At 64.3% G+C, this 11722-nt stretch carries 10 protein-coding genes and 1 tRNA gene; 3 read left to right on the top strand and 8 right to left on the bottom strand.

Annotated elements, in window-relative coordinates:
• Positions 1–20: 20 nt before the first annotated feature.
• Positions 21–94 (bottom strand) — tRNA-Met (locus EB835_RS00425).
• Between the two features lie 161 nt (positions 95–255).
• Here EB835_RS00425 and EB835_RS00420 point away from each other — a divergent pair.
• A complete protein-coding gene (locus EB835_RS00420) occupies positions 256–804 on the top strand; it encodes a YceI family protein (RefSeq protein ID WP_135807534.1) in 549 nt (182 codons plus the stop codon).
• A 191-nt stretch (positions 805–995) separates the two neighbouring features.
• On the opposite strand, the gene EB835_RS00415 is transcribed toward EB835_RS00420, so the two are convergent.
• Genes EB835_RS00415 through EB835_RS00395 form a run of 5 tightly spaced genes read right to left on the bottom strand, consistent with a single transcriptional unit; the run spans position 996 to position 6009 of the window.
• Entirely contained in the window at positions 996–2261 is a 1266-nt protein-coding gene (locus EB835_RS00415; RefSeq protein ID WP_135807533.1) for an aminotransferase class I/II-fold pyridoxal phosphate-dependent enzyme, read from the bottom strand.
• Entirely contained in the window at positions 2261–3052 is a 792-nt protein-coding gene (gene hisN / locus EB835_RS00410; protein WP_135807532.1) for a histidinol-phosphatase, read from the bottom strand. The genes EB835_RS00415 and hisN overlap by 1 nt, the downstream gene beginning before the upstream one ends.
• Positions 3053–3061: 9 nt before the next feature.
• Positions 3062–4174, bottom strand: coding sequence for a ribosome small subunit-dependent GTPase A (locus EB835_RS00405; RefSeq protein ID WP_135807531.1), 1113 nt, complete (start codon positions 4172–4174; stop codon positions 3062–3064).
• Between the two features lies 1 nt (position 4175).
• Entirely contained in the window at positions 4176–5489 is a 1314-nt protein-coding gene (gene aroA, locus EB835_RS00400) for a 3-phosphoshikimate 1-carboxyvinyltransferase (protein ID WP_240688440.1), read from the bottom strand.
• Positions 5490–5511: 22 nt separating this feature from the next.
• Positions 5512–6009, bottom strand: coding sequence for a DoxX family protein (locus EB835_RS00395; RefSeq protein WP_135807529.1), 498 nt, complete (start codon positions 6007–6009; stop codon positions 5512–5514).
• Positions 6010–6202: 193 nt separating this feature from the next.
• Here EB835_RS00395 and EB835_RS00390 point away from each other — a divergent pair, with 193 nt between their 5' ends.
• The gene (locus EB835_RS00390; protein ID WP_135807528.1) at positions 6203–6811 is read left to right on the top strand and encodes a sigma-70 family RNA polymerase sigma factor; all 609 of its coding nucleotides are present in this window, start codon (positions 6203–6205) and stop codon (positions 6809–6811) included.
• Entirely contained in the window at positions 6808–7065 is a 258-nt protein-coding gene (gene rsrA, locus EB835_RS00385; protein ID WP_135807527.1) for a mycothiol system anti-sigma-R factor, read from the top strand. The genes EB835_RS00390 and rsrA overlap by 4 nt, the downstream gene beginning before the upstream one ends.
• A gap of 324 nt (positions 7066–7389) precedes the next feature.
• On the opposite strand, the gene EB835_RS00375 is transcribed toward rsrA, so the two are convergent.
• Complete coding sequence (locus tag EB835_RS00375) at positions 7390–8004, bottom strand: GDSL-type esterase/lipase family protein (protein ID WP_135807526.1); 615 nt, start codon at positions 8002–8004, stop codon at positions 7390–7392.
• On the bottom strand, positions 8001–11711 hold the full coding sequence (locus EB835_RS00370) for a multifunctional oxoglutarate decarboxylase/oxoglutarate dehydrogenase thiamine pyrophosphate-binding subunit/dihydrolipoyllysine-residue succinyltransferase subunit (protein ID WP_135807525.1): 3711 nt from the start codon (positions 11709–11711) through the stop codon (positions 8001–8003). Before EB835_RS00370 ends, EB835_RS00375 begins: the two co-directional genes overlap by 4 nt.
• Between the last annotated feature and the right edge of the window lie 11 nt (positions 11712–11722).

Genomic DNA, 11722 nt, shown 5'->3' with positions numbered 1-11722 from the left:
TGGGGGTTCTGCCGCTATCGTGGCGGGGGAGGGATTTGAACCCCCGACCTCCGGGTTATGAGCCCGGCGAGCTACCGAACTGCTCCACCCCGCGGCGTGTTCTTAACTTTACACGAGGGGTCACCTCACGGCCAAACCGAGTACAGGTGACCTCCGCCACATGGTCACTTGATGTTTACCCGCAGGGTTTGCGTATGGTTGAAAGTTGAACTATAGTCAGTTCTGTACTTCAAATTTCAACCAAAAGGAGAAATCATGACTGCTCTGCCTCAGGGACTCACCGCCGGAACCTGGAACATCGATCCCGTCCACTCGGAGTTCACCTTCACCGCTCGCCACGCGGGCGTCTCGAAGGTCCGCGGTCACTTCGAGGAGATCGCCGGCAGCGTGAACGTCGGTGAGACCCTCGAAGACAGCGCCGTGTCTGCCGAGGCCTCGGCGGACTCGATCAACACCCGCAACGAACAGCGCGACGGTCACCTCAAGAGCGGTGACTTCTTTCTGGCCGAGGACCACCCGAAGCTGAGCTTCAAGTCGACCTCGATCAAGGCCGATGCCGCGGATGAGTTCGAGACCGTCGGTGAGCTGACGATGCGCGGCGTGACCAAGGAAGTCGCCTTCGCAACCGAATTCGCCGGTGTCGCCACTGACCCGAACGGCAACCAGGTCGCCGGGCTCTCCGCCACCGCCACGGTCAACCGCAAGGACTTCGGAATGTCCTTCGAGGCCGTCCTCGGCGGAGGAGAGCTCCTCGTCTCCGACAAGATCAAGATCGAACTCGAGCTCGAACTGGTCAAGGCCTGATCTGGACTGAGCCGGGTTCTGCCTGAACGGCGACAGCGCCCTCAGGAAGACCGAGCCGCCAAGCAGCGCGACTGCGCGAAACAGAAGGGGCGAACCGCATCTGCGGTTCGCCCCTTCGGCTGTCCCAGTGATTCCTTCCCAGACTGCGGCGCTGAGGTCTCAACCCGCCCGAGGGCAAGTCGATCTGCTGCTCATCGGCGTTGCCGCAGAGCATCGGGGTGCTCGCTGAGATGTCCTCCGAGGGCGATGAACAGCTGTGCGCCCTTGTCCACATCCGCGACGGATTTGCAGAACGAATACCGGATTGATGAGCGATAGGCCTCATATGCGGGGCTGCCTGGCCTGCACAGAGCCGGAACGGGGATCCCGACCAAGGAGAATTCTCTGGCCAGGAGATCATTGAGTTCGAAAGCATCGAGATCCGTCAGCGCAGAGAAATCCATCACCGTGAAGTAGCCGGCCGGTGGAGTCGATACTTCGGCGCCGGGCACTGTTCGACAAGCGGGTACGAGCACCTCCGCTCGGGCCCGCAGCGAAGCGCGGTTCTCGACGACGAACTGCGAATCGCCGTCCAGCATCTCAGCCATACCGATCTGCATGGGACCGCCGGCCGTGAACGACAGGAACTGCTTGACCGTCTGAATGGCCTGGCGCACCTCGGGCACAGCGATGACCCAGCCGATCTTCCACCCCGTGGTGTTCCAGGATTTGCCCGCCGAGGAGACCGTGACGACCCGTGCGGAATCCTCGATCGCCGCTGCGGGAGGAACATGTGCCTGATCGGTGAGGACGAGCTGTTCGTAGACCTCATCGGAGAGCACCCAGGCGTCGACATCCTCGGCGGCTCGACCGATCCGGGCGAGATCAGCGGCTGAGAAGATGAATCCGGTGGGATTGTGCGGAGTGTTGACGAGGATGATCTCAGGCTCGATCTCGGCGACCACCCGATCGAAAGCCTCCCAATCCGGGGCGAAGCCGTCGTGGTCATCAGGCAGGAGTGGGACCGTGTGCAGCGTGCCCCCGGCAGCAGCGATCGCCGCCGGATAGGAATCGTAGAAGGGCTCGAATGCGACGAGGGAGCCGCCGCGCGGCAGCAGAGCCAAGATCGCAGCCGTCAGCCCTTCCGTGGCGCCCGCGGTGTAGAGCACCTCGTCGGGGTCGACCTGCTGGCCGAAATCACGTCCGCGCTGGGCAGCCACCGCCTCGAGAAGCTGCGGAAAACCCTGACCGGGGGCATACTGGTTGAAACCGGCCCGCATCGCAGCGGCGGTGGCAGCGATGAGCTCCTCCGGCGGCTCAGTGCCTGGGGCGCCCTGCCCGAGGTTGACGGCACCGACTTCCGCGGCGAACTTCGTCATCTGCCCGTAGATCGTCTCACCGATCGACCCATCAGGGTTCGTCAGTCCTGCAGGCTCGGCCATCTCATGCCACAACGGGGCCCGCATCATGTCCGGCATCACGACACCTCCGCAGGAGAGACACGGCCGAGCCGGTCGAGAGCGGCCTCATGCAGCCGTGAGTTGCTGGCCAGGGCATTGCCGCCGAAGGGCCCGGGGATCCCTGCTGTGTTCGTGAAGGAGCCTCCGGCCTCGAGGACGATGGGCACGAGCGCGCCCATATCGTAGAGCGCGAGTTCCGGTTCGCAGGCGAGATCGACCGCACCCTCGGCCAGCAGCATATACGAATAGAAGTCGCCGTACCCGCGGGTGCGCCAGAGCGAACCGCAGAGATCGAGGAACTCATCGAAGATCCCGAGTTCCTTCCAGCCTGACAGCGACGAATACGACAGCGAGGCATCGGCGAGGGCTTCGACCGACGATACGGTGATGCGTTCGGCCGGTGATCCGAGTTCTGTCGTGAAGGCGCCCTGACCCGATTCCGCCCACCACCGGCGGCCGAGCGCCGGAGCGGAGACCACACCCAGCAGCGGCTGGTCGCCGTCGTAGAGGGAGATCAGCGTCGCCCAGACAGGCACTCCGCGGACGAAGTTCTTCGTCCCGTCGATGGGGTCGATGATCCACCGTCGCGATGAGTCCCCATGGGCCCCGAATTCCTCACCGAGCACGCTGTCATTGGGTCGGACCTCGCTGAGGCGATCCATGATCGTCTTCTCCACCGCACGGTCGCATTCGGTGACCGGGGTGAGGTCGGGTTTGGTTTCGACGTCGAAGTCCTGTGCCCGGAAGTGCGGATGGCTGATGGCATCGGCGAGATCGGCGAGTTCGATCGCCAAGTCGAGGTCATTCATGCCTTCAGCCTATCCAGTCGAGGGCAGCAGCCGCCGCAGTGACTCCAGACGTGAGACTCCTCCGGGTCCGGCTCTGCCGTCGGCGACCCACTCATCGAGGCGGCAGCCGGGGGAGTCGTCGAGGTGCGTGCATCCGCGGGGGCAGTCGGCAGTGGCCTCGACGAGTTCCGGGAAGGCCGAGAGCAGTGTGTCCCGGTCCACATGGGCCAATCCGAAGCTGCGCACACCCGGAGTGTCGATGAGCCATCCGCCGCGCTCCAGCGGCAGGCACACGGCAGAGGAAGAGGTGTGACGTCCGCGGCCGGTCACGTCGTTGACATGGCCCGTGGCGCGTTCGGCGGCGGGAACGAGGACATTCGTCAGTGTGGATTTGCCCACCCCGGAATGCCCCACGAGGACGCTGATGCGTCCGCGGAGTCGTTCGGCCACCTCGGCGTGAGGATCGGCAGCATTCCCAGTCGGAACGTGCCCGGTCGATTCGGTGCCGGTCGTGTCCGTCGTCTCGGCAGCGGAGACGACGGAGGACTCGACGATGTCGACCCCGCACGCGGAGAATCGTTCCCTGAGCTCCGTGGCCGAATGCAGATCGGTCTTCGTGACGATGAGCAGCGGGGTGATCCCCGCGTCGAAAGCCGCGACGAGCGCCCGGTCGATGAGGCCGAACGAGGGCTCGGGGTCCATTGTGGCCGTGACGATGCCCATGACATCGACATTGGCCACGAGGACGCGCTCGGTGGGGTCGGTGTCATCGGCGCTGCGGCGCAGCAGCGTCTGTCTGTCGGTGATCTCGACCAACCTGGCGAGAGTTCCCTCCGTGCCTGAGGTGTCGCCCACGAGGCGGACGATGTCGCCGGGCACGATCGCCTGCTTGCGCAGGTGCGAAGCTCGCACCGCCGTCACCGAGGTGGCCCCGCGAGGCCGTTTCCCCTTCTTCCGAGTCGGGGGAGTGGACGGGAAGGTCCCGTCGGCGTCGGCGAGGATGACGCGGTACCGGCCCCGATCGACCGCGGTGACCAAGCCGGACACAGCGTCCCGGTGGTCGGGACGGTTCTTCGTCCGAGGACGTGAACCGCGTCGGTTCGGTCGGGGTCGGTAGTCCTCGTCGCGAAAGATCTTCGCCATATCAGGCTCCGGGGGTGAGCATGGCTTCCCACAGCTGGGTGAAGGTCGGCAGGGTCTTGGCGACGGTGCCGGCGTTCTCGATGACCATTCCGGCGTTGCGCAGGGCGAGGACGGCACCGGCCATGACCATGCGGTGGTCGTGGTAGGTGTGCCACAGTGCCGGGCGCAGTTCTGTCGTGCCGATGATCGTCAGCGCCTCGGCATGCTCGACGACGTCGACGCCGATGGCACTGTACTCCCGAGTCAGAGCGGCCAGGCGGTCGGTCTCGTGTCCGCGCAGGTGGCCGATCCCGCGCAGCTGCGAAGTGCCTTCGGCCAGCGCTGCGAGGGCCGAGACCACGGGGGTGAGTTCGCCCACGGCCGACAGGTCGAGATCGACCGCAGTGAGCCTCTCCGGCCCCTGCACATGCAGTCCGTCCCGGTCGAGGTGCACCGTCGCCCCGAAGGCCTCGGCGATCTCGCGGAAGCCGTCGCCGGCCTGCGTCGTGTGCGCGGGCCAGTCGGCGATCGTCACGGACCCTGCGGTGGCCAGGGCGGCCGCAGCGAACGCGGCAGCATTGGAGAGGTCGGGTTCGACCTGGACGTCGAGCCCGCGCGGCAGTCCGGGTTCGACGATCCAACGCTCGGGTTCGGGTTCGCTGATGTCGATGCCGGCGTCTCGAAGGACTTCGATCGTCATATCCACATGCATCCGACTGGGCACCGTGTCTGCAGTGTTCGTCAGCTCGAGGCCCAAAGGCATGACGGGGGCGGCGAGCAGCAGACCGGAGACGAATTGGCTGGAGGCACTGGCATCGATGCCGAGGTGGCCGCCGCGCAGCTGCGAGTCGGCATGGATCGTCATCGGCAGGGTGCCCTCGGCAGAGGTGATCGAAGCGCCGAGTTCGCGCAGCGAGTCGATGGTCACCGACATCGGCCGCACTCGAGCCTGTTCGTCGCCGTCGAGGACGACTTCACGCCCGGTCAGCGCGGCGAGCGGGGGAATGAAACGCATCACGGTTCCTGCAAGACCGCAGTCGATGGTGATCGGAGACGAATCCGGCACAGCATCATCTGCGTGCACATCCTGACCGGTGAACGGGATCGGCTCGATATGGAGCACATCGCCGTCTTCGTCGATCACCGCGCCGAGGCGGCGCAGGGCGTCGACCATGAGCAGGGTATCGCGGCTGCGCAGCCATCCCTTGAGGTCGGAGCCCGAACGGGCCAGTGCTGCGAGGATGAGATAACGGTTGGTCAGCGATTTGGAACCGGGAACGGAAACAGAGGCAGAGACAGCGGAACCGGCGACCGGCGGCTGCCAGTCGCCGGTCACCGGATGAGTGTGCGTGGGAATGTCAGTCAACTCCGAGTGCGCTCAGAGCCTGCTTCGAGGTGTCTTCGACACTCGACCACAGGTCTTCGGCCGCGTGCTGAGTGCGCCACCACAGACCGGGTCGACCTGCGGTGTCGACGGCAGCGAGAAGGGCGCCGCCGAGCATCGAGGTGCGCAGCACGGTGCGTTCGTTGCGGGCCTTCTTCTCCTCCTTCGTCGTCGCCTTGTCGGCAGACAGACGTTCACCGACGGTGTCGAGGAGGTAGGTTCCGACGAGGATCGAAGCGCTGAGGCGCGGGAAACGACCGATGGCCAACAGCGAACCGGCGGCGACCTGGGCAACCCCGGTGGCACGGGCGAGAGTCACTGCGTCGACCGGGACGTCGACCTGTTTGCGGGCCTGGGTGAGGAGCGGGCCGACCGTGGCGGCCGCTGCCTCCGGCTTGCGCAGACGGTCGACGCCGTTGAGGATATAGCCGGCGGCCAGCATGGGCCGTGCGATAAGACGAATGGGAGACACAGTGGTCCTTCCTACGTGGCGGTCATCTCACTCGCAAGCATAACTGCTGCGGTGGGAATAGTGGGACGCCAGTCCGATGTTGTACAGGGTGAAGTCATTCGACGGGTGCACCCGTCGCGAAGTCGACAGGCAGAAGGAGAAGTCTATGAGCGCCACTGCCGTCCTGGAGAGAACGGGCGTACCATTGACTGCGATGACCGAATCAGTCAAAGAAGTCCCTGAAACCGATGCCGAGAGGTCGGCTCGTTTCGAGCGGGATGCTCTGGAATATGTCAATCAGCTCTACGCAGCTGCTCTGCGTATGACCCGCAATCCGGCAGATGCCGAAGATCTCGTGCAGGAAGCCTACGCGAAGGCCTACGCGGCCTTCCACCAGTACAAGCCCGGAACCAACCTCAAGGCCTGGCTGTACCGGATCCTGACGAACACCTTCATCAACAACTATCGGAAGAAGCAGCGCCAGCCGAAGGAACACGGCAGTGAGGACATCGAGGACTGGCAGATCGCGCAGGCGAACAGTCACACGTCCTCCGGCGGTCGCTCTGCCGAACTCGAAGCCCTCGACCATCTTCCCGACACCGATGTCAAGGAGGCGCTCTCGGCGTTGCCCGAAGACTTCCGCATGGTCGTCTACTATGCCGATGTCGAAGGTCTGCCGTACAAGGAGATCGCCGAGATCATGGAGACGCCGATCGGCACAGTGATGTCGCGACTGCATCGTGGGCGCCGCCAGCTTCGTGAGATGCTGGCCGACTACGCTGCCGATCGCGGCTTCGGCAATACCGAGGGAGGTGCGAAATGAGCTACGACGGATGCTGCGAAAGCGTCAGGGCCGAGTCTCTGATGCGCATCTACCACTACCTCGACGGAGAGTTGACGACGACGGAGATCCGCGAGATCTCGATCCACCTCGAACAGTGCCCGTCGTGTCATGACGAGTACGAGATCGAAGCGCTGCTGAAGGAACTCGTCCGACGTTCATGCAGTCACGATCAGGCCCCGATGGGATTGCGTGAGAAGATCCGTCAGCGGATCGCTCTCGAACAGAACTCCTGACCGGGGGCCCGGACACAGCTGGGCAGCCCTGGACACAACGAAGGCGGGAAGAGAATCGAATCTCTTCCCGCCTTCGACATTCGCTGAGCGAATCAGCGAATCATGCGTTTGGACGCTTGCCGTGGTTTGCTTTCTTACGGCGGCGATCGCGACGCTTACGGCCACGCTTGCTCATTGTGCCCTCCTTTGATAGACGGTTAATTATCTCATGATCGCCCGGGCAGAGCAAAGTCGGACCAGGTCACAGACCTTGCCGAAGCGACACACCGAGGTGCTGCGGTCAGGCGCCGTGGATGCTCACTCAGCTGTCGCCGCAGACGCTGCTCACCGCTCGCCGAGGATGTCCTGGACACCGAGCCAGTTGAACCAGCCGCGGTGCAGAACCAGCCACGCCAGCAGACCGTAGCCTTCCTGCGCGGGCAGATGGTTCCGTGACGAGGCGACCTCACGCTGCCACACGGGATGACCGAGCAGCGGAGTGAAGGTGTCGACATAGGTGATTCCGCGCCTCTTGGCCACATCGGAGAAGCTGGCATTGAGCTCAGCAATGCGACGGTTGCGGTCTCCGTCGTGCTCCGGCGGCGGTCCGAGCACAAAGGTCGAGACTTTTCGAGCCAAGGCCTCGTCGAGGATGTTCGCCACATCAAGACGTGCCCTGGCCACTGAACGACCCGAATCGAGATCTCCGGACCCCAGAGCCAGCACCAGACGATTGTCCCCGTCGGGGGTGAACCGCAGAGACGCCTCGGCGATGGTGCGTGCATGGAGCCCGGCGGTATCCTCAGCGGGCACCGCCAGTGGGTACACCTTGAGCTCCGGCAGGCTCGGCAGAGTCCTCGCCGTGACTCGACCCACCCATCCGAGACCACGACCATCGCCGTGGCCGGCGACCAAAGGGCCTCCGACCACGGCGATGGTCGTGGTGATGTCGCTGCTCACCGGCTGAAGATCCGGTCGACGAGTTCCTTCTGCTGCACTTCGTGGAAGTGCTTGAGGCCGGTCGAGGTGGCTGCAGAAGCTGCCCGGGAGATGACCTTGACCTCACGACCGCCGAGGAGCTCGGGCAGATGCAGAGCCATGAACGGCCATGCACCCTGGTTCTCCGGCTCTTCCTGTGCCCAGACGATCTCGGCATCGGCCGGGAAGCGATCGAGCACGGCGGTGATGGCTGCCTCATCGAGCGGGTAGAGCTGTTCGAGGCGAACGAGGGCCATCTTGGTATCGTTGTCCTTCTCGCGTTTGGCCTTGAGCTCCCAATAGAGCTTGCCGGAGACGAGGACGACGCGCTCGGCCTGCGAGGCATCGACATCCGTATCGTCGATGACGGCCTGGAACTTGCCCGAAGTGAATTCCTCCGGCGAGTTCGCCGCGGCCTTGAGGCGCAGCATCGACTTCGGGGTGAAGACGATGAGCGGACGCTTGTTCGTCGTCGTGGCGTGGCGACGCAGCAGGTGGAAGTACGAGGCGCCCGAGGACGGATAGGCGACTGTCATATTGTTCTCCGCGCACAGCTGCAGGTAACGCTCGATGCGACCTGAAGAGTGGTCGGGTCCCTGTCCCTCATAGCCGTGGGGCAGGAGCATGACGACGCCCGAGTTCTGCTGCCACTTCTGCTCGGAGGAGGAGATGAACTCGTCGATGACCGTCTGCGCACCCTGTGCGAAGTCGCCGAACTGAGCCTCCCATGCCACGAGAGCGTCCTTGCGCTGTACGGAGTAGCCGTATTCGAAGCCGACGGCCGCGTACTCGCTGAGCAGGGAGTCATAGACCCAGAAGCGGGCCTGATCCTCAGTGAGGTTCTGCAGCGGGGTCCACTCGTTGCCGTTGACCGAGTCGATGAGCACGGAGTGACGCTGGACGAACGTCCCGCGGCGGGAGTCCTGTCCGGCAAGTCGCACCGGCACACCGTCCATGAGCAGTGAGCCGAAGGCCAAGAGCTCGGCGAATCCCCAGTCGATTCCGCCCGACAGCGACATCTCCTTGCGCTTCTCGAGCAGCGCCCGCAGCTTCTTGTGAACCGTGAAGCCTTCAGGCACCTCGGCGAAGGCTTCACCGATGCGCTGGAGCGTCTCAGGGCTGATGGCCGTCTCGGCATCGTTGAAGGTCTCGATGTCGCTGGGCTCGTAGGGTGCGTTGAACGCTTCGCCATCGTAGGGGCCGGTCTCGGCTTCCTTGGTCTCGGCGAAGGCCGATTCCAGCTTCGACTGGTAATCCTTGAGCGCCTCGGCGGCCTCTTCGTCGGTGATGCACTTCCTGCCCACCAGGGACTCGGTGTAGAGCTTGCGCACCGAACCCTTCTTCTCGATGAGCGAGTACATCGTGGGCTGTGTCATCGACGGATCGTCGCCCTCGTTGTGGCCGCGGCGGCGGTAGCACACGAGGTCGATGACGACGTCCCGGTTGAATTCCTGGCGGTATTCGAAGGCCAGGCGAGCGGCTCGGACAACGGCCTCGGGGTCATCGCCGTTGACGTGGAAGATCGGGGCGTTGATCGATTTGGCCACGTCCGTGCAGTAGAACGAGGAACGCGCCGAGGCCGGGGGAGTGGTGAATCCGACCTGGTTGTTGATGATCACGTGGACGGTTCCGCCGGTGCGGTAGCCGCGCAGCTCCGAGAGGTTGAGCGTCTCCGTGACCACGCCCTGACCGGCGAATGCAGCATCGCCGTGGACGAGGACCGGCAGCACGGTGAAGCCGGACTCGCCCTGGTCGACGAGGTCCTGCTTGGCGCGGACGATGCCTTCGAGGACCGGGTCCACCGTCTCGAGGTGGCTGGGGTTGGCCGCGACGTAGACGCCGGTGGTGTTTCCCGAAGGCGAGGTGAATGATCCCTCGGTGCCGAGGTGGTACTTGACGTCGCCGGATCCCTGCACGCTGTCGGGCGACATCGTGCCGTCGAACTCCCGGAAGATCTGCGCATAGGACTTGCCGGCGATGTTCGTGAGCACATTCAGGCGACCTCGGTGGGCCATCCCGATGGCGACTTCGTCGAGTCCGGTGTCGGCGGATTGGTTGAGGATCTCGTCGAGCAGGACGATCGCGGACTCTCCGCCTTCGAGGCTGAAGCGCTTCTGTCCGATGTATTTCGTCTGCAGGAAGGTCTCGAAGGCCTCTGCTGCGTTGAGGCGTCCGAGGATGTGTCCCTGTTCGGACCGGCTCAGCTCCTGGTGGGGCACCTCGATCTTCGACTGGAACCAGCGGCGCTGGACCGGGTCGGCGATGTGCATGTATTCGAAGCCGGTGGTCCGGCAGTAGCTTTCACGCAGCAGACCGAGGATGCTGCGGAAGGGCATCATCGCCTTCGCACCGAAGCCGCCGGTGGGGAACTCGCGTTCGAGATCCCACAGGGTCAGTCCGTGCTGGTTGATGTCGAGGTCCGGGTGGGACCGCTGACGGTAGACCAGGGGATCGATATTGGCCATGAGGTGGCCGCGGGTGCGGTAGGCATCGATGAGTTCGATGACGCGCGCGGTCTTGTTGACGTCGTCCTGGTCTTCTGCTGAGACGTCGGGCACCCAGCGCACAGGCTCGTAGGGCAGGCGCAGGGATTCGAAGACATCGTCGTAGAAGCCGTCTTCACCCAGCAGGTAGCTGTGGACGAGCTTGAGGAACTCACCCGAGCCGGCGCCCTGGATCACGCGGTGATCGTAGGTCGAAGTCAGGGTCAGCACCTTGGACACGGCCAGAGAGTTGATTGTCTGCTGGCTGGCGCCCTGGAACTCGGCAGGGTAGTCGAGTGCTCCGACGCCGATGATGCAGCCCTGACCCTTGGTCAGACGCGGCACGGAGTGGACGGTGCCGATTCCGCCGGGGTTGGTCAGAGAGACCGTGGTGCCGGCGAAGTCGTCGGCGGTGAGTTTGCCCTGGCGCGCCTTGTCGACGAGGCCGTCGTAGGCATCGACGAACTGGCGGAAGGTCAGTGTCTCGGCCTTCTTGACATTGGGCACCAGCAGAGTGCGGGACCCGTCCTTCTTCGGCACATCGATGGCGAGGCCGAAGTTGATATGGGCGGGGGAGATCATCACAGGCTTGCCGTCGCGGACGTCGTAGGAGACGTTCTGCGAGGGGAAGTTCTGCAGCGCCCGGATCACGGCGAAGCCGATGAGGTGGGTGAAGGAGACCTTTCCACCGCGGGTGCGCTTGAGGTGCGAGTTGATGACGATCCGGTTGTCGATGAGCGCCTTGGCAGGCAGTGCCCGGACCGAGGTGGCGGTCGGGACTTCGAGCGAGTCATCCATGTTCTTGGCGATGAGCTTCGCGGGGCCGCGCAGGGGAGTGATCGTCTCCTCCGGTGCGGGCTTCGGTGCGGTCTCCTTCGGAGTGACCTTGGGCACGGACTTCGTCTCCGCCTTCAGCGTCTCGGACTCGGCCGAGGACGGGGAGACTCCGCGAGAAGTCGCCGGTGCTGCAGCGGAGGCAGGGGCCTTGGCATCCGACTTCTTCGCGGCCGGCTTCGCCTCCTGCTTGGCGGCGGGCTCGGCAGCGGACTGAGCGCCTCCGCCGTTCTTCTCGTACTTGTCGAAGAAGGGCCACCAGGACTGGTCGACCGAATTCTTATCTGACTTGTACTGCTCATACAATTCCTCGACCAGCCACTCATTCGACCCGAAGTCTTCAACGGTGCGGTTCGGAGTATTGACGGACACGGCGTTGATCG

The organism is Brevibacterium sp. S22, assembly GCF_004745485.1.
Taxonomy (GTDB): Bacteria; Actinomycetota; Actinomycetes; order Actinomycetales; family Brevibacteriaceae; genus Brevibacterium.
This window is presented reverse-complemented; position numbering and strand designations above follow the sequence as displayed.

Coding starts and splice junctions, on each gene's coding strand:
- EB835_RS00415 (WP_135807533.1), bottom strand. CDS start 2,261: ATGCCGGACATGATGCGGGCCCCGTTGTGGCATGAGATGGCCGAGCCT.
- hisN (WP_135807532.1), bottom strand. CDS start 3,052: ATGAATGACCTCGACTTGGCGATCGAACTCGCCGATCTCGCCGATGCC.
- EB835_RS00405 (WP_135807531.1), bottom strand. CDS start 4,174: ATGGCGAAGATCTTTCGCGACGAGGACTACCGACCCCGACCGAACCGA.
- EB835_RS00390 (WP_135807528.1), top strand. CDS start 6,203: ATGACCGAATCAGTCAAAGAAGTCCCTGAAACCGATGCCGAGAGGTCG.
- EB835_RS00420 (WP_135807534.1), top strand. CDS start 256: ATGACTGCTCTGCCTCAGGGACTCACCGCCGGAACCTGGAACATCGAT.
- rsrA (WP_135807527.1), top strand. CDS start 6,808: ATGAGCTACGACGGATGCTGCGAAAGCGTCAGGGCCGAGTCTCTGATG.